Source organism: Isoptericola luteus (assembly GCF_020297055.1).
Classification (GTDB): Bacteria; Actinomycetota; Actinomycetes; order Actinomycetales; family Cellulomonadaceae; genus Isoptericola; species Isoptericola luteus.
The window spans coordinates 1-16652 of record NZ_JAIXCQ010000008.1; the positions used below are offsets into that span (position 1 = coordinate 1).

16 protein-coding genes and 1 riboswitch are annotated in these 16652 nt (G+C 73.9%); of the genes, 8 read left to right on the plus strand and 8 right to left on the minus strand.

Going from position 1 to position 16652, the window contains the following annotated elements; all coding sequences use genetic code 11:
- The 6 genes from LEP48_RS11985 to LEP48_RS12010 form a co-directional block, all read left to right on the plus strand.
- Nucleotides 1-489, plus strand: a 489-nt coding sequence (locus LEP48_RS11985; RefSeq protein WP_225565834.1) for a hypothetical protein, incomplete at its 5' end; no start/stop codon positions are given.
- A gap of 3 nt (nucleotides 490-492) precedes the next feature.
- Nucleotides 493-1083 carry a hypothetical protein gene (locus LEP48_RS11990; protein WP_225565835.1) on the plus strand — a complete coding sequence of 197 codons (591 nt, stop codon included), beginning with the start codon at nucleotides 493-495 and terminating at the stop codon, nucleotides 1081-1083.
- Between the two features lie 86 nt (nucleotides 1084-1169).
- Nucleotides 1170-2072 (plus strand): NADP-dependent oxidoreductase, encoded by a 903-nt coding sequence (locus LEP48_RS11995; RefSeq protein WP_225565836.1) that lies wholly within the window; start codon nucleotides 1170-1172, stop codon nucleotides 2070-2072.
- A 135-nt stretch (nucleotides 2073-2207) separates the two neighbouring features.
- A riboswitch (SAM riboswitch) is annotated at nucleotides 2208-2314 on the plus strand.
- Nucleotides 2315-2319: 5 nt separating this feature from the next.
- A complete protein-coding gene (locus LEP48_RS12000) occupies nucleotides 2320-3342 on the plus strand; it encodes a methylenetetrahydrofolate reductase (RefSeq protein WP_225565837.1) in 1023 nt (340 codons plus the stop codon).
- Nucleotides 3343-3447: 105 nt separating this feature from the next.
- Nucleotides 3448-5859 (plus strand): 5-methyltetrahydropteroyltriglutamate--homocysteine S-methyltransferase, encoded by a 2412-nt coding sequence (gene metE / locus LEP48_RS12005; RefSeq protein ID WP_225566005.1) that lies wholly within the window; start codon nucleotides 3448-3450, stop codon nucleotides 5857-5859.
- A 300-nt stretch (nucleotides 5860-6159) separates the two neighbouring features.
- Entirely contained in the window at nucleotides 6160-6663 is a 504-nt protein-coding gene (locus LEP48_RS12010; protein WP_225565838.1) for an FBP domain-containing protein, read from the plus strand.
- A 136-nt stretch (nucleotides 6664-6799) separates the two neighbouring features.
- On the opposite strand, the gene LEP48_RS12015 is transcribed toward LEP48_RS12010, so the two are convergent.
- Both LEP48_RS12015 and LEP48_RS12020 read right to left on the minus strand, forming a co-directional pair.
- Nucleotides 6800-7048, minus strand: a complete 249-nt coding sequence (locus LEP48_RS12015) for a hypothetical protein (protein WP_225565839.1) — start codon at nucleotides 7046-7048, stop codon at nucleotides 6800-6802.
- 142 nt (nucleotides 7049-7190) lie between these two features.
- The gene (locus LEP48_RS12020; RefSeq protein ID WP_225565840.1) at nucleotides 7191-7415 is read right to left on the minus strand and encodes a hypothetical protein; all 225 of its coding nucleotides are present in this window, start codon (nucleotides 7413-7415) and stop codon (nucleotides 7191-7193) included.
- A gap of 350 nt (nucleotides 7416-7765) precedes the next feature.
- On the opposite strand from LEP48_RS12020, the gene ggt reads away from it, so the two are divergent.
- Nucleotides 7766-9613, plus strand: coding sequence for a gamma-glutamyltransferase (gene ggt / locus LEP48_RS12025; protein ID WP_225565841.1), 1848 nt, complete (start codon nucleotides 7766-7768; stop codon nucleotides 9611-9613).
- Between the two features lie 75 nt (nucleotides 9614-9688).
- On the opposite strand, the gene LEP48_RS12030 is transcribed toward ggt, so the two are convergent.
- Together LEP48_RS12030 and LEP48_RS12035 are read right to left on the minus strand one after the other, a co-directional pair.
- Nucleotides 9689-10546, minus strand: coding sequence for a trimeric intracellular cation channel family protein (locus LEP48_RS12030; protein WP_225565842.1), 858 nt, complete (start codon nucleotides 10544-10546; stop codon nucleotides 9689-9691).
- Nucleotides 10543-13422, minus strand: a complete 2880-nt coding sequence (locus LEP48_RS12035; protein WP_225565843.1) for an FAD-binding and (Fe-S)-binding domain-containing protein — start codon at nucleotides 13420-13422, stop codon at nucleotides 10543-10545. Before LEP48_RS12035 ends, LEP48_RS12030 begins: the two co-directional genes overlap by 4 nt.
- Before the next feature lie 72 nt (nucleotides 13423-13494).
- Here LEP48_RS12035 and LEP48_RS12040 point away from each other — a divergent pair, with 72 nt between their 5' ends.
- On the plus strand, nucleotides 13495-14046 hold the full coding sequence (locus LEP48_RS12040) for an AAA family ATPase (protein ID WP_225565844.1): 552 nt from the start codon (nucleotides 13495-13497) through the stop codon (nucleotides 14044-14046).
- On the opposite strand, the gene LEP48_RS12045 is transcribed toward LEP48_RS12040, so the two are convergent.
- The 4 genes from LEP48_RS12045 to gcvT all read right to left on the minus strand — a co-directional run bounded on the left by LEP48_RS12045 (nucleotide 14033) and on the right by gcvT (nucleotide 16598).
- Nucleotides 14033-14455, minus strand: a complete 423-nt coding sequence (locus LEP48_RS12045; protein WP_225565845.1) for a (deoxy)nucleoside triphosphate pyrophosphohydrolase — start codon at nucleotides 14453-14455, stop codon at nucleotides 14033-14035. The genes LEP48_RS12040 and LEP48_RS12045 overlap by 14 nt on opposite strands.
- Nucleotides 14456-14536: 81 nt before the next feature.
- Nucleotides 14537-14779 carry a helix-turn-helix domain-containing protein gene (locus LEP48_RS12050; protein ID WP_225565846.1) on the minus strand — a complete coding sequence of 81 codons (243 nt, stop codon included), beginning with the start codon at nucleotides 14777-14779 and terminating at the stop codon, nucleotides 14537-14539.
- 254 nt (nucleotides 14780-15033) lie between these two features.
- The gene (gene gcvH / locus LEP48_RS12055) at nucleotides 15034-15402 is read right to left on the minus strand and encodes a glycine cleavage system protein GcvH (RefSeq protein ID WP_225565847.1); all 369 of its coding nucleotides are present in this window, start codon (nucleotides 15400-15402) and stop codon (nucleotides 15034-15036) included.
- A gap of 50 nt (nucleotides 15403-15452) precedes the next feature.
- Nucleotides 15453-16598, minus strand: coding sequence for a glycine cleavage system aminomethyltransferase GcvT (gene gcvT, locus LEP48_RS12060; RefSeq protein WP_225565848.1), 1146 nt, complete (start codon nucleotides 16596-16598; stop codon nucleotides 15453-15455).
- Between the last annotated feature and the right edge of the window lie 54 nt (nucleotides 16599-16652).

Genomic DNA, 16652 nt, shown 5'->3' on the forward strand with positions numbered 1-16652 from the left:
CTCGACCGGATCGAGGTCGAGCACCGCGACCCGAACGACCCCGTCACGGTCTACAACATCCACGTCGCCACCCACCACGACTACTACGTCCTGGCCGGCGACACCGCCGTCCTGGTCCACAACGCCGGCGGACACGGCAAGGCGGCCAACTCGGTGGGCCTTGCGCGCGAGGAGCGGGTCGCCAAGATCGTCGGTGGCAAGGTGGCCAAGGGCCCTGACGGTCAGGACATCAAGCTCAAGGTCGACGGTGTGGGGTCGACCGGGATCGACGTCATCGGGCCAAACGGGGAGTACATCTTCGTCGGCGGGCCCGCCAAGGCAAAGGACCCGGCCAAGTTCGGCCACGCTCTGAACGTCAGCAAGGCCGCAGCCGACCGGGACGGCGTGCGCGCCATGTACTACCTCGAGGACGGCACTCCCACGAGCGCCATCGACCAGGCCGGTCGAAAGCTCGGCGTCGACAACGTCTTCACCTTCCCCAAGGAGTAGCGCATGTCAGATGGCTTCCTCACGCTCTACGTGTCCACCGCGGACGGCACGCGGATCACCGACTGGGTCATGGGGACGGGTGCCCGCCTGACTGCGTCCGGCACCGACGGTCGGGTGGCAGTTCTCGACCTGGAAGGGGACCGTCATCTCGTCGACCGCGATGAGTTCCTGCGGCTTCTCTCCGAGGTCGTCACCGTGACCTTCCAGTCGTGGTTCTCCGGATCGGACGACATGATCGTCACCACGCGACGGCACTGTGCCGGCGAGAACGCCGGAGAGGGGTTCACGAGCGTGACCTGCTACCTGGACGGCTTGGAGCCCGACGACGTCGACGCCGTGATCAGGGCGGCACAGGAGGTGCTCGAGTCCCCTTCCGCCATGAGCGTCAGAGGTCTGGTCGTCGACCGCCGAGGGAAGACCGCAGACGTCGATTGGGACGCCTTTTTCGCGGGTCCGGGTGCTGCTGTCCCGGCCGTACCGGACCTGCTGGTCCTGGGCCACCCCCTGTCAGCGTCCGCGGCAGACCGCGGCGGACGCTGGACCGTCGACTCCCCGGTGGCAGGGTTCAGCACCTTGGCGGAGTCCGCGTCGTGACGTCCCGAGCCGGGTTCGGTTCCGTGCTCGCGGCGCTTCGCTGAGAGCTCGCACGCGAAGACAAGCACGAAGACAAGGGGGCCGACATGCTGGCGATGGTGTTCGAGACGTTCGGCGGCCCGCAGGTGCTGCACCCGGCCGACGTGCCGGTGCCCGAGCCGCGCCCGGGCCAGGTTCGCGTCCGGGTGGAGGCTGCGGCGGTCAACGTCTGGGACACGAAGGTCCGCGGCGGGTCCGGCTCCGACGCCCCCGCGCCGTCGTCCGCCGTCGTGCCGGGGCTGGAGGTGGCGGGCGTCGTCGACGCGCTGGGCGAGGGTGTGACCGGCGTCGGCCCGGGCGACCGCGTGGTGGGCTTCGCGGCCACCGGTGGGTACGCCGAGCACGCGCTCGTGTCGGTCTGGGCCGTGCTCCCGGAGGGCCTGGCCGCGACTGATGCCGTGACGCTCCCCGTCGCGGCGGAGACGGCCACCCGGGTGCTGCGGCTCCTGGCCGTGCGGCCTGGCGAGACGCTCCTCGTGCACGGGGCGTCGGGATCCGTGGGCGCGCTGGCGACCCAGCTCGCCGTGCGGCGCGGCGCGCGCGTCGTCGGGACGGCGTCGGCACGGAACCAGGACCGGGTCGCCGCCCTCGGCGCGACCCCGACGCCCTACGGCGCCGGCCTCGTCGCGCGCGTGCGGGCCCTCGCCCCCGACGGCGTGGACGCCGTCCTCGACGCAACCGGGGCGGGCGTGCTGCCCGACTCGATCGAGCTGCGCGGCGGTACCGACCGGATCGTCACCATCGCGGACGACGCCGCCGGCGAGCTCGGCGTCGCAGCCAGCTACCGGTCCGAGCGCGACGCCGGCGACCTCGCCGAGGCGGTCGACGCGCTCGCCCAGGGCCGGCTCTCGACGTCCGTCGCCGCGGTGCTGCCCCTGACCGAGGCGTCGCGCGCCCACGAGCTCGTCGAGGCCGGGCACCCGGGCGGCAAGGTCGTGCTGGTGCCCTGATCCGCACCGCCGGGTGCGACGACGAGCGCCGCGGTGCACAGTGTTCAGACGCCCGAAGGCGCGTTCAGACCTCACTGTCTCAGCGGGCGGAACAATATTGGCCCGTATCACGGACATTGCTTACGATCGGGGTCCAAGCCATCCAGAGCGGCCGAGAGTCCTGGCTCGACGACGCCGCAGCAACCCGTTCTCCGACGGAAGCCTCCCGAGGACGAAGGTGCTCACGCCAGGATCGATGGAGTGACGCATGGTCGCAGAGGCATCCCTTTCGCCCACCCCGGTGCTGCCGGCACGCCCGACGGTCTCGTTCGAGCTCATGCCGCCGCGCCACCCCGACGCCGCCCCCAAGTTCTGGGAGACGGCGCGTCGGCTCGTCGCCACCCACCCCGACTTCGTCTCCGTGACGTACGGGGCCGGCGGCAGCGACCGCGCCACGGCCCGGCAGGTCGTCGCGCGGCTGCTGGAAGGCACCCCGGTGCTCCCCGTCGCCCACCTGACCTGCGTGGGGGCGTCGCGCGAGGACGTGAGCGCCGTCATCGACGACTTCCTCGACGCGGGCACGCGCGCCTTCCTCGCGCTGCGCGGCGACCCGCCGAAGGACCAGCCGGACTGGCGCCCGCCCGGCGACGGCGTGCACAGCTCCATCGAGCTGGTGCAGCTGCTCCGCGAGGTCGAGGCACGGCGGTGCGCCGCCGACCCCGGCGCCGCCCTGCGCGGCGCGGCCCGCCCGATGACGATCGCCGTCGCGACGTTCGTCGACGGCAACGTCCAGGCGGGGACCACCCGCGGCCAGGAGGTCCGGCGCCTGCTGGAGAAGCAGCAGGCCGGGGCCGGGTTCGCCATCACACAGCTCTTCTACGAGGCCGACTCGTACACCGACTTCGTCGCCGAGGCCCGCGCGGCCGGCGTGACGATCCCGATCCTCGCGGGGCAGCTGCCCACGACCGAGCCTCGCCGGCTTCGTCGCGTCGAGGAGCTCACCGGCGTCCGGGCGCCCCAGCACCTGCTGGACGCCCTCGACGCCGCCGGGGACCCGGAGGCACAGCACGCCTACGGGACCGCGCGCGGCATCGAGCTCGCCCAACGCGTGCTCGATGCCGGTGCCCCCGGCATCCACGTGTACACGTTCAACAAGTACCGACCCGCTCTGGACCTGCTCGAGGGTGTTCACCTCGGCGGTCACGTGCCGTCCGGCAGCCCGCTGGACGACGTCGACCTGGCCAGAAGGCCGCTGGTACCGGGCATCCCGACAAAGGCCCCCGTCGTCTGACCCGACTGCCGGACACGGGCTCCCGTTCGCTCTGAGGTGTTCATGGCGATCGCGATCCCGTGCTCGGCGTACCCGGACGACGACACCGCCCACCCAGGAGTGCTCATGACCACCGACCCCACCACCACCGCCCGCCCGGCATTCCCCGGCGGCACGATCCTCGGCTACCCGCGCATCGGGCGCCGCCGCGAGCTGAAGAAGGCCGTCGAGTCCTTCTGGGCCGGCCGCACCGACGCCGTCGACCTCGAGATCGCGGCCGGCACCCTGCGCCGTGACACCGTCCGCCGCCTCGTCGCGCTCGGCCTGGACCCCGACGACGGCTCCGTGCCCGGCTCGTTCTCGTACTACGACCAGGTGCTCGACGTCGTCGCCACGCTGGGCGCCGTACCGGCACGGTTCCGCGACCTGATCGACCCGGACGACGGCTCGCTCGAGCCCGAGGGCTACTTCACCGTGGCCCGTGGGCGCGGCGAGGACGCGCCGCTCGAGATGACCAAGTGGTTCGACACCAACTACCACTACCTCGTCCCGGAGATCAGCGAGTCCACGCCGATCTCGTTCGCCGACCACCGCGTGGTGCGCGAGTACGCGGAGGCCAAGGAGGCGGGCGTGACCACGCGGCCCGTGCTCGTAGGCCCCGTCACGTTCCTCGCGCTGTCGAAGGCCGCCGACGACGCGGGCGAGGGCTTCCACCCGCTCGACCGCCTCGACGACGTCGTCGCCGCGTACGCCGACCTGCTGCGCGCGCTGGCGGCCGTGGGCGCGCCGTGGGTGCAGCTCGACGAGCCCGCGCTGGTCACCGACTCGCTCGACGTGCCCGCCGACCGCCTGCACGCCGCGGTCAACGCCGCGTACCGCACGCTGGCCAGCGGTCTCGCAGCGGCCACCGACGACGAGGCGGGCGAGCGCCCGGCGATCCTCGTCGCGGCGCCGTTCGGCGGGCTCGAACCCGACGGCCTCGCCCTGCTCGCCGCCACCGACGTCGAGGCGATCGCCGTCGACCTGGTCAAGGGCTCGGTCCCGGCGACCGGTCCCGTGCCGGGCCTGGCGACCAAGACCCTGGTCGCGGGGGTCGTCGACGGGCACAACGTCTGGCGCTCCGACCTCACCGCCAGGCTCGACGTCGTCGACGCGCTGCGCCCGCTCGGCGCGGGCGCCGTCGCCGTCGGCACGTCGACGTCGCTGCTGCACGTGCCCCACGACGTCGACGACGAGGTGTTCGCCGACGCCGCCCCCGGGCGGACCGGCGGCACTACCCTCGACCCCCGCCTGCGCGAGTGGCTGGCGTTCGCCGACCAGAAGGTGGGCGAGGTGACGGTGCTCGCCCGTGCGGTCACGCAGGGGCGGGACGCCGTCGCGGCCGAGCTCACGGCGTCGTCGCAGGCCGTGGCGTCGCGCGTGACGGCGGCGGGCGTCGTCGTGCCCGCGGTGCGGGAGCGCGCGGCGGCGCTGACGGACGCCGACTTCGCCCGCGGACCGTACGCCGAGCGCGCTGCCGCCCAGGCCGCACGGCTCGGTCTGCCCCCGCTGCCCACGACGACCATCGGGTCGTTCCCCCAGACCCCCGAGATCCGCCGGGCCCGCGCGGCGTGGACCCGGGGGGAGCTGGCCGATGCCGACTACACGGCCGCGATGCGCGCGGAGATCGACCGCGTGGTCGAGCTGCAGACCGCCCTCGGCCTCGACGTCCTCGTGCACGGCGAGCCCGAGCGCAACGACATGGTGCAGTACTTCGCCGAGCACCTCGACGGCTTCGCCGTCACCGCGAACGGCTGGGTGCAGTCGTACGGGTCGCGCTGCGTGCGCCCGCCGATCCTGTGGGGCGACGTGCAGCGCCCGGCGCCCATCACCGTCGAGTGGTCCGCGTACACGGCGTCGCGCACGGACAAGCCGGTCAAGGGGATGCTCACCGGCCCGGTGACCATCCTGGCGTGGTCGTTCGTGCGCGACGACCAGCCCCTCGGCGACACCGCCAACCAGGTCGGCCTCGCCCTGCGCGACGAGATCGCCGACCTCGAGGCCGCGGGCATCGCCGTGGTGCAGGTGGACGAGCCCGCCCTGCGCGAGCTGCTGCCCCTGCGACGCGCGGACCAGGACGAGTACCTGCGCTGGTCCGTCGGGTCGTTCCGGCTCGCGACGTCGGGCGTCGACGCCGCCACGCAGGTCCACACGCACCTGTGCTACTCCGAGTTCGGCGAGGTCATCGGCGCGATCGACGGCCTCGACGCCGACGTCACCTCGGTCGAGGCCGCCCGGTCGCGGATGGAGGTCGTGCCCGAGCTGCGCGACGCCGGCTACTCGCGCGGCATCGGGCCGGGGGTGTACGACATCCACTCGCCCCGCGTGCCGTCGGCGGCGGAGGTCACCGAGCTGTTGCAGCTCGCGGTGAAGTCGATCGACCCGGCGCTGGTGTGGGTGAACCCCGACTGCGGTCTCAAGACGCGTCGGTACGCCGAGATCGAGCCGGCGCTGACGCACCTCGTCGCCGCCGCCCGGGAGGTCCGCGCGACCCTCTGACCTTCGCCCGGGGTGACGGAATTCTCGTTGCTCGAAGCGACCGGCCCGTGCCACCCTGGACGGGCCGGTCGCGCCTCGGGCGCGAGCGGACCACCCACTTTCGCCAGGATCGAGGAGCGACGGATGCACGGCATCGCCGCAGGGAGCGGGGTGGGCCACCAGGCCTGCTCGGGCAATCCCGCGCGCCCCGGCGCCGTCGCGCTCTGACGCGGACCGACCTCACAGCCAGGTTCCGTCGGCAGGTCGCACGGTGCGGGGCTTCGTCATGCCCACAGCACCCCTCGCGACCGAAGGACACCCATGTCCCCCCTGACCGACAAGCAGATCCGCGACAGCCTCGTCAACGCCACCCGCAGCGAGCGGCAGCGGATGATCCTCCCCGACCTGGACACCCTGGGCTGGGACCGGCTCGACTACCTGGGCTGGCGCGACCGCAAGCAGCCTCTGTCCGCGTACGTCGTCATGTGGGTCGACGACGTCCCGGTCGGCATGCTGCTGCGCGCCGCCGAGCGCACCGGCCCGCGCCGCGCCGTCATGTGCGCCTGGTGCGAGGACGTCGTCGAGACGCGCGACGTCCAGCTCTACGTCGCACGGCGCGGCGGCGCCGCGGGCCGCAAGGGCGACACCCTCGGGACGCTGGTCTGCAGCGACTTCCGGTGCTCGCGCAACGTGCGCCGTCGTCCGACGCTGGCCGAGGCGGGCTCCGACGACGACGGCGTGCGCGCCCTGATCGTCGAGCGTCGCGTCGCGAGCCTGCGCCGGCGTTCACGCCGGTTCCTCGACGAGGTGCGCAGCACCACCTGACGCCGGACATGCGCTCCCTCGGTGCCGGACGGGTGGTTGCTCCGGGACGGACCTCGGCAGTCCCCGAGCAACCACTTGTTCGACGGGCGGGCAGGAGGGCGGACGGACGGGCGGGCGCGCGGGGCGGCAGAGGCGCTCAGGCGGACGACGTCCTGCGGCGCGCGTCACGCCAGAGGTCATAGCCGGCGTCGAGCACGAACGCGACCATCGCGCCGACGAGGACGGGGAAGTACCAGGGTCCGATGGTGTCGCCCCGGAACACGCCGTACCCGGCGAGGAACAGGACGGCGGCGCGGCCAGCCGTCGTCCAGCCCCCGCCGGCGCGGAGCAGGGCGAAGCTCAGGGCCGCGGCGGCACCGCCGAGCAGGAACGTGAACGCACCCACAGGTCACCTCGATCTCGCACAGGGCGGGGCGTAGTTGCCTCACGACATCGTCAACGATGCCGCCGCCGCGCCCAACATAGCGTCAAGAACGTGCAATGACCTGCCGAGACGCGATCTGCTCGAGAAGACCTCGGCGCGAGCCTCAGCCGCGCTCGTGGGCGCCGATCATCGGCAGGCCGAAGGCGAGGCCGATCGCGACGAGGCCGCCGACGAAGAGGTACGGGTCGAGGGTCTCGTTGCCGCCGGAGCTGCCGGACCCGATGAGGACCAGGCCCGCGACGAAAAGGACGAACGCCAAGAGGAAACGACCGAAGACGATGCCCGAGGGCTCGGACTTGGTGCGCGGGTTGACCTGGAAGTCGCTCATGGTCCGAGGATAGGCCGCGGACGGCGGGCGTCGCCAACGGCCTCCGCGCGGTGGGCCCCACCGGCCCGGCGGTGCTCGTGGCCCGCCGGGCCGGCGGAGGTGCTCGGCTCGTCGGGGTCGTCCGCTCGATCGGCCGGGTGGTGCGCTTCGGTCACACCCTCCCGCGCCAAGGTTGCCAGGAACTTTCATGAATGCAACCTCTAGGGGAACTTCTTGCCCCTGCGCGCCCGGCGGTGACGACAGGCGCTCCGCACCGCGCCGTTTCGACGCGCGACCCGCGGCGATGTCCGCCAGTGTGGTGGCTGAGGCACCGCGCCTGCGCCACCTCCACCCCCCACCAGGAGAGAGCCATGGACCACCGCCGTTCCCGTGCGCGCCGCTCCGCCGCCGTCCTGGCCGCCCTCGCCCTGACGGCCACCGGTGCCGTCGCGGGCACGGCCGCCACCAGCGCGAGCGCCCACCCCCGGCCGCCGTGGGCCGACAAGGTCCCGACCGCCGTCGGCTACGGCGGGGCGATCAGCACCGTCGACCCGGACGCGAGCCGGATCGGCCTGGACGTGCTGCGGCGCGGCGGCAACGCCGTGGACGCCGCGGTGGCGGCAGCCGCCGCGCTCGGCGTCACCGAGCCGTACAGCGCCGGGCTGGGCGGCGGCGGGTACTTCGTGTACTACGACGCGCGCAGCGGTGAGGTCCACACCGTCGACGGGCGCGAGACGGCGCCCGCCGCGATGCCGCGCGACGCGTTCATCGACCCCGCCACGGGGGAGCCGTACCCGTTCACGCCCGAGCTCGTGACGAGCGGCGTCGCCGTCGGGACGCCGGGCACGCCCGCGACGTGGGAGACGGCCCTCGACGAGTGGGGCACCTACTCGTTGCGCAAGGCGCTCGCGCCCGCGACGAGGCTCGCCCGGCGCGGGTTCGTCGTCGACCAGACCTTCCACGACCAGACGGCGGACAACGCCGAACGGTTCGCGGCCTTTCCCGACACGGCCGAGCTGTTCCTGCCCCGCGGCGAGGCGCCGCGGGTCGGCACCCGGTTCCGCAACCCCGACCTGGCGCGCACCTACACGATGCTCGGGCGGCACGGCACGGACGCCTTCTACGGCGGACGCCTGGCCCGCGAGATGGTCGACGTCGTGCAGGACCCAGTGACCGACCCGGACACCGACCTGCCCGTCCCCGCGGGCTACCTGGAGCTCGAGGACCTGGCCGGCTACGAGACGATCCTCCAGGACGCGACGCACTCCGACTACCGCGACTTCGACGTGTACGGCATGGCGCCGTCGTCGAGCGGCGGGTCGACCGTCGGCGAGGCGCTGAACATCCTGGAGACGTTCGACCTCGCCGGCATGTCCGACACCGACTACCTGCACCACTACCTGGAGGCGAGCGCCCTCGCGTTCGCCGACCGCGGCGCGTACCTGGGCGACCCGGCGTTCGTCGACGTGCCGCTCGACACGCTGCTGTCCGACGGCTTCGCCGCCGAGCGCGCATGCCTCGTGGACCCGGCGGCGGCCGCCGCCAAGCCCGTGCCGCCCGGCGACGTGAACGCGAGCTCCGGGCAGTGCGGCGAGACGATCGCGCCGGTCGACGCGGACACCGAGAACGTCTCGACGACGAACCTCACCGTCGTGGACAAGCGCGGCAACGTCGTCGAGTACACGCTGACGATCGAGCAGACGGGCGGGTCGGGCATGGTCGTGCCGGACCGTGGATTCCTGCTCAACAACGAGCTCACGGACTTCTCGACCGTCTGGCGTGCCGACGACCCGAACCGCATCGCCCCCGGAAAGCGGCCGCGGTCCTCGATGTCGCCCACCATCGTGCTGCGCGGCGGCGAGCCCGTGCTCGCACTCGGCTCCCCCGGTGGATCCACGATCATCACCACCGTGCTGCAGACCCTGACGAACCACCTGGACCGCGGCATGCAGATCGCGGACGCCCTCGCCGCACCCCGCGCCGCGCAGCGCAACACCGCGTCCGTCACCGCCGAGCCGGAGTTCATCGCGGCCTACGGGCCGGGTCTGGAAGCGCTGGGACACCGGCTCGTGCCCGCGGGCGACGCGTTCACCAGCGCCGCCGAGATCGGCGCCGCCACCGCCGTCCAGATCGGCGACGACGGACTGCTCACCGCCGTCTCCGAGCCGCGCCGGCGCGGTGGTGGCGCGGCGCTGGTCGTACGGCCGGTGCGGCCGTAGCACCGCCCTGCGTCACCGCCGGCGGCGCCCCCGGCACCCGCGGCGCTCCCTTCGGCGCCCTGGCAGCGAGGCGGCTCACGGCGCGCTCCCCGTGGTGTCGCCGGCGTTCTTGCGGGGCCGGGTGCGGATCCGGTGCGACGCGCGCAGCCGCGGCCCGCGGCGACGCCCGCCCGCCTCCTCGCTCGCAGAGCGCAGCTTGGGGCGCTTGTCGCGCCAGACGCTCGCCAGGCGCGAGTGCGGCTGCCAGCCCAGCCCGTTCGGCAACCCCCACCCGTACCGGACGGCGAGCAGCCGCAGCGCCAGGGACAGCAGGATCCCGCCGACGATGCCCGCGACCGGCCGCCCCAGCACCGCGCAGACGACCATGACGGTCGACGACGCCGCCGCCACGGACGCGTACAGGCCGTTCCCGCCGAAGATGGCGGGGATGCGCCGCAGGATGATGTCGCGCGTCGTGCCGCCGCCCACCGCGGTGACGGTGCCCAGGATGATCGCCGGCAGCCAGCCCAGCCCCGCCTCGAACGTCTTCTGCACGCCGGTGACCGACCAGAGCCCGATGACCGCCGCGTCCATGACCACGAAGATCCGGTTCCACGCCTCCTCGGAGAAGTTCACGAGGAACGCGAGCAGCGAGCCGGCGGCCGCCGTCGGCAGGTAGGCGTAGTCGGTGAACGCGACGGGCGGGCCGTTCTGCAGCAGGACGTCGCGCAGGATGCCGCCGCCCAGGCCGGAGATGATCCCGACGATGAGGTAGCCCACCAGGTCCAGGTTCATCTTCCGGGCGACGGCGCCGCCCAGGATCGCGCAGCCCAGCACGCCGGTGAGGTCGAGCCACCGGGTCGCCTCGCTCACCCCGGCCACCGACAGCTCAGGGAGCTCGGGGAGATCGGGCAGCTCGAGCAGCGAGATCTCGGCGAGCACGAGCGCCGTCACATCCCTTCCTGGGTCGGTCCGGCCGGGCCGGGCCGCGTCGCGGCCTCCAGCAGCTCCAGCACGTGCACATAGTCTCTGCTGGTTGCACGGGTCATGCCCATCTCGCACGTGCGGTTGCTGGAGACGTAGGCGTCGAACCGGCCGCCCGGGCGACGGCGCTCGCCGGCCGCGACCTCCGCAGCCTCCGCGTCGGTCGCGGCGGCCGTGAGCTCGGGGTGCAGCATCCCGCGGTCCCCGGCGAACCCGCAACAGCCCCACGCGAGCGGCACCTCGACGTCGTCCGCGACGGCGGCGGCCACCGCGCGCAGGTCGTCGACCGCGCCCAGGTGCACGGTGGCGCACGTCGGGTGCACGACGACGCTCCCGGTCCGCGCGACGCCGACCCCCCGGTCCGCGAGCGCCGGCAGCACGTCGGTGCGCACGAAGGTCACGGCGTCGACGATCCGCAGGCGCGCGAACCGCTCCCGGTCCGCGGCCCCCAGGTGCTCCGCGGCCGCGGCGAGGCCGTGCGTGCAGCTCGACGCGTCGCCCACGACCGGCAGCTCGCCGCCGCGCGTCGCCGTCCACAGGGCGTCCGCGACCCTGCGCGCCATCCGGGCCGCGCCGTCGGGCAGCCCCTTGCTCGCCCACGGCGTGCCGCAGCACAGCCCGCCGATCCCGGGCGGCACGACCAGCCCGATGCCCGCCCGCTCGCACAGGGCACGCAGCGCGGCCTCCGCCCCGGGCGCGCCGTCCGACGGCGCGAACAGCTCGCCCGTGCAGGAGGCGAACAGCACCGCCCGCGGCTCCCCCGCCGTCCCTTCCTGGCGACGGCGCGGGCCTGGGCCGGGCAGGTCGTCGTCGGCCCGCGGGACGACGTCGGTGCCCACCACCCCGCGCGCCACCTCGGACGCGACGCGCACGAGGGGGGCGGGCACGGCCTGCGCGACGCCGAGCACCCCGCGCAGGGCGGCCACCGCGGGCTCCCACGCCCCGGCGAGGGCCGCTCCCCCGCGCTGGACGGCCGGCGGGTTCGCCCGGGCCCGGTGGCCCTTCATCGCGACCCCGGTGTCGATGCCCACGGGGCAGGCCTCGACGCACATCGAGTCGGCGGCGCACGTCTGCTCGCCCCAGTACCGGTAGGCGCGCTCGAGCTCCGCGCGCTCGGCCGGCGCGGCCACCGCCAGCTCCTTGAGCAGCACGATCCGCTGGCGCGGCGTCGTCGTCACCGTGCGCGACGGGCAGCCCGGCTCGCAGTACCCGCACTCGACGCACCGGTCCACGAGCGGTGCGTCGGCGCCTCCCGCGGAGGCCTCGACCTTGAGGTCGCGCAGGTGCGCGCGCGGGTCGTCCGTGAGGACCACCCCCGGGCTGAGCAGGCCGTCGGGGTCGCACAGCCGCTTGATCTCGCGCAGGACGGTGTACAGGTCGTCCCCGAACTGGCGGCGCACGAACGGTGCCATGATGCGGCCGGTGCCGTGCTCGGCCTTGAGCGAGCCTCCGCGGCCCAGGACGAGGTCGACGAGGTCGTCGCTGAACGCCGCGTACCGGTCCAGCTCCGCAGCCTCGCCCAGGCGGGGCGTGATCATGAAGTGCAGGTTGCCGTCCTTGGCGTGGCCGAACGTCACGGCCTCGGTGCCCCGCCCGCCGTCGTAGCCGTGCCGGGCGAACAGGGCGCCCAGGTCGCGCACGGTCGCGGTGAGGTCGGCGACGGGCACGACGACGTCCTCCAGCAGGGCCGTCGCGCCCGCCGGCCGTGTGCCGGCCACCGCCGTGTACAGGCCCTTGCGCACGCGCCACAGACGTTCGCGCGTCGCGGGGTCGGTGGTGAGGGCGGCCGGCAGCTCGAGCCGCAGCCCGTCGACGACGGCGCGGGCGGCGTCGAGCCGGGGGCAGAGCTCCTCGGCGGTGGCAGCGCGGTACTCCACCAGCAGCGCCGTCTGGCCCTCGATCCCGGCGCCCCGCGCGAGGGCCCGCATCGACGGGTCCGCCTTCGGGTCGGCCGCCGCGACGCGCAGGGACGCGGCGTCCATGAGCTCGACCGCCTCCGCGCCCGTGCCGGCCAGGGGCACCAGGGCGTCGGTGGCGCGCTCCAGCGCGTCGAAGACCAGCAGCGTCGTCCCGGCGTGCGCCAGCAGCGGGACGGTCCGGAAGGTCACGTCGGCGACCCAGCCCAGGGTGCCCTCCGAACCCACCAGGAGGTGCTCGAGGATCTTCACGGGCGCGTCGTGGTCGAGCAGGGCGTTGAGGGAGTAGCCCATGGTGTTCTTCATCGCGAACTGCCGCTCGACCTCGGCGCGCATCGTGACGTCACCCCGCACCCGGTCGCGCAGGGCGGCCAGTCCGCGGTGCAGCGCGGGCTCGACGGCGGCCAGCCGCGCGTCGGCGTCAGGCGCCCCGGTGTCGACGACGGTGCCGCTCGGCAGCACGACCGTCATCGACTCCACCGTGCGGTAGGCCGTGCGCGTGGTGCCGGCGGACATCCCGCTCGAGTTGTTCGCCACCACTCCCCCGACCGTGCAGGCGATCTCGCTCGCCGGGTCCGGCCCCAGGCGGCGGCCGTGGCGCAGCAGGTGCGCGTTGACGAGCCGGAGCGTGGCGCCCGGTTCGCAGCGCACGCGCGCACCGCCGTCGAGCACGTCGACGCGCGTGAAGCGCGTGCGCGTGTCCAGGAGCATCCCCGCACCCGACGCCTGCCCCGACAGGCTCGTGCCGCCGGAGCGGAACGTCACCGGCAGGCCGCGGCGCCGGGCCTCGCGCATCGCCGCGACGACCCCCGCGACGTCGTGCGCGCGCACCACGACGTCCGGCCGGAGCAGGTAGTGGGACGCGTCGTGGGCGTGCGACACCCGGGTCAGCAGGTCGGTGCGCAGCTCGAAGCCGGACGTCACGGTCATGCGGCTCAGTCCACCAACACCGCGCGCCGGGCGCGAGCCGCCCCACCGGGCTCGGCCGCCTAGGATCGGCCGGTGCCGCCGCTCCCCCAACGCATCCTCGTCGCAGGAACCTCCGGTGCGGGCAAGACGACGCTCGCGGGGCGGGTCTCCGCCGTCCTCGGTCTGCCGTACACCGAGCTGGACTCGCTGTTCCACGGGCCGGGCTGGACGCCGCGGCCGGAGTTCGAGGAGGACGTGCGGGCGGTCGCCGCGCAGGAGGCCTGGGTGAGCGAGTGGCAGTACGCGGTGGTGCGCCCGCTCCTCCTCGAGCGCGCGGAGGTGCTGGTGTGGCTCGACCTGCCGGTACCGGTGGTGCTGTGGCAGGTGCTGTGCCGCACGCTGTACCGCCGGTGGCGGCGCGTCGAGCTGTGGAACGGGAACATCGAGCCGCCGCTGTGGACGGTGCTCACCGCCGACGACCACATCCTGCGGTGGGCATGGAAGACCAGGTACAAGAACCGCGGCCTGGACGAGTACCTCGCCGCGCAGGCGCCCCACGTGCGGGTCGTGCGGCTGCGGAGCCGGCGCGAGGTGGACCGCTGGGTCACGGAGCTCGCCGAGCAGGCGGACCTCAGCTCGCGCTGAACGACGCCGCCAGCGCCCGCACGATCCGGACGTCGCCGTCGAGCCAGTCGACGTCGTGCAGCGTGTCGGCGCCGAGCCAGCGGAGCTCGTCGTGCTCCACGAGCGGCTGTGGGTCCCCGTGGACGACGACCGCGCGCCACAGCCGCATGACGTGCCGGTCGGTGATGATCCACGAGCCGTCGTCCGGCCCGACGAGCTCGTCGCCGAGGTAGACGCGCACGCCGAGCTCCTCGTGCAGCTCGCGGTGCAAGGCCTCGGTGGCCGACTCGCCCGGGTCGACCTTGCCGCCCGGGAACTCCCACCGACCGGCGATCCGCACCGGGCGGCTGCGGCGCGCGGCGAGCAGGCGCGTCGGGCGCTCGAGGTCATCGACCAGCGCGGCGGCCACGACCAGGCGGCGGGAGCTCATGCCGCGATTCTTTCATCCGGACACGCCAGAGCCCTGCGGTAGCGCCCCCCCGACACCACCACAGGGCTCTCCCGTGCGCGATCAGCTGGCCCGCATTCCCGCCCGCTGTGCCCACGCGACGGCCTCGGCGCGGCTGGACACGCCCAGCTTGCGGTACACGCTGCGCACCTGGGACTTCACGGTGTTGCGCGTGACGAACAGCTTCGTCGCGATCTGCTCGAGGGTGACGTCCTCGGACAGGTTGGACAGGATCACCCGCTCCCGGCGCGTGAGCGACAGGCTCGGGAACGTCGCGGTCATGGGTTCAAGTTCGATGGTGCTCATCGTCGGTTCCTCCGGTGACGGCTGCCGACCTTCGGTCGACCTGGGGAAGCCGTCATGGATGTGGAGTGCCGAAACCTCGATTCATGACGCCACTGTCGAACATTTCCTCCAGGAAACCTCAGAGTCCTGTGAACGATTGAGCACTGGGGAAAGCGCTCAAATCACTCCCGCCCCAGGTCAAAAAGTTGCCCGGGCGACACAACGGTCACCCGGGCAAGAAGGTCACAATATGGTCACGACCTTCGGATCCGTCGTCAGCCTGCCTCGGCGGCGTACTCCTCGGCCGACAGCAGCGCCCCGCGGGACGTCACGTCGACCTTGAACAGCCAGCCGGCACCGAACGGGTCCGAGTTCACCAGCGCCGGGTCCTCGACCGCCGCGTCGTTCACCTCGACCACCGTGCCGCTCACCGGGGAGTAGAGCTCGGACACCGACTTCGTGGACTCGATCTCGCCGACGACGGAGCCGGCCTCGATCGTCGCGCCCACCTCCGGGAGCTCGAGGTAGACGACGTCGCCGAGAGCGTCGGCGGCGACGGAGGTCACGCCGACCGTGGCGGGCGACGCGTCGTCCACCCACTCGTGCTCGGCGGAGTAGTGCAGGGCGGCGGGGAAGTCGGCCATCGGGGTGCTCCTTGATTCGTTCCGGGACAGGGGTCGCTGGGGCGATTGTGCTACGCGCGCTGGTAGAAGGGGAGGTCGACGACGACGAACGGCTCGGCCCGGCCGCGCACGTCCACGGCGAGCTCGGTGCCCGGCGCGGACACCTCCGGGGTCACGTACGCCATCGCGACCGGGTACCCGAGCGTCGGCGACGGCAGACCCGACGTGACGGCGCCGACGACAGCGCCGACGCCGCCCTCCAGGCCGCGCCGGACGACGTCGTGCCCGGCACGCGCCGGGCGGCGGCCCTCGCCGCGCAGCCCGACGAGCACGCGCGCCGGGGCGCTGTGCGCGCGCGCCTCGAGCGCCTCGCGCCCCACGAACGGCAGCGGGGCGCCGTCGTCCGCGGTCTTGTCGAGCTTGACCACCCGGCCCAGCCCGGCCTCGAACGGCGTCGTCGTCTCGTCGAGCTCGTGCCCGTACAGCGGCATCCCCGCCTCGAGGCGCAGGGAGTCGCGCGCGGACAGGCCGGCGGGCACCAGACCGTCGTCCTGACCCGCCGCGAGCAGGGCGCGCCACAGCTCGACCGCACGCTCCGCCGGGACGAACAGCTCGAAGCCGTCCTCGCCCGTGTACCCGGTGCGGGCGACGAGCGCCTCGATGCCGGTGACGGTGGCCGACGCCCACGCGTAGTACTTCATCGCTCGGACCGTCCCGACGTCGTCGGGCGCAGTGAGCGAGGCCAGGACGTCCTCCGCGCGCGGGCCCTGGACGGCGATGAGTGCCGTCGCGTCCGACCGGTCGTCCACGACGGCGTCGAAGCCCTCGGCCCGCTCGATCAGCGCGGCCGACACCCGCACGGCGTTGCCCGCGTTCGCGACCACGAGGAAGTGCTCGTCGGCGAGGCGATAGACGATGAGGTCGTCCAGGACGGCGCCGTCGGGCGCGCAGATCATCGAGTAGCGTGCGCGGCCCACCCCGATCGCGCTCGCCCTGCCGACGAGCGCGCGGTCGAGCGCGGCCCCGGCCTGCGGCCCGGTCAGGTGGATCTCGCCCATGTGGGACAGGTCGAACAGGCCGGCCGCCGACCGCACGGCGCGGTGCTCGGCCAGGTCGGAGGTGTAGCGCAGGGGCATCAGCCAGCCGCCGAACCCGGTGAGCGTCGCGCCCAGCGCGACGTGCTCGTCGTGCAGCGGTGTCTTGCGATCCTCGGTCACGAGGCGTCCTTTCGATGGTGTGAGCGGGGGGGGGGGGGGGGGGGGGGGGGGGGG

Bases quoted from the DNA above. Each gene is read 5' to 3' on its own strand.
- metE (WP_225566005.1), top strand. From the start codon at position 3,448: ATGACCACCGACCCCACCACCACCGCCCGCCCGGCATTCCCCGGCGGC.
- ggt (WP_225565841.1), top strand. From the start codon at position 7,766: ATGGACCACCGCCGTTCCCGTGCGCGCCGCTCCGCCGCCGTCCTGGCC.
- LEP48_RS12050 (WP_225565846.1), bottom strand. From the start codon at position 14,779: ATGAGCACCATCGAACTTGAACCCATGACCGCGACGTTCCCGAGCCTG.
- LEP48_RS11995 (WP_225565836.1), top strand. From the start codon at position 1,170: ATGCTGGCGATGGTGTTCGAGACGTTCGGCGGCCCGCAGGTGCTGCAC.
- LEP48_RS12035 (WP_225565843.1), bottom strand. From the start codon at position 13,422: ATGACCGTGACGTCCGGCTTCGAGCTGCGCACCGACCTGCTGACCCGG.
- LEP48_RS12000 (WP_225565837.1), top strand. From the start codon at position 2,320: ATGGTCGCAGAGGCATCCCTTTCGCCCACCCCGGTGCTGCCGGCACGC.
- gcvH (WP_225565847.1), bottom strand. From the start codon at position 15,402: ATGGCCGACTTCCCCGCCGCCCTGCACTACTCCGCCGAGCACGAGTGG.
- LEP48_RS12010 (WP_225565838.1), top strand. From the start codon at position 6,160: ATGTCCCCCCTGACCGACAAGCAGATCCGCGACAGCCTCGTCAACGCC.
- LEP48_RS12045 (WP_225565845.1), bottom strand. From the start codon at position 14,455: ATGAGCTCCCGCCGCCTGGTCGTGGCCGCCGCGCTGGTCGATGACCTC.
- LEP48_RS12020 (WP_225565840.1), bottom strand. From the start codon at position 7,415: ATGAGCGACTTCCAGGTCAACCCGCGCACCAAGTCCGAGCCCTCGGGC.
- LEP48_RS11990 (WP_225565835.1), top strand. From the start codon at position 493: ATGTCAGATGGCTTCCTCACGCTCTACGTGTCCACCGCGGACGGCACG.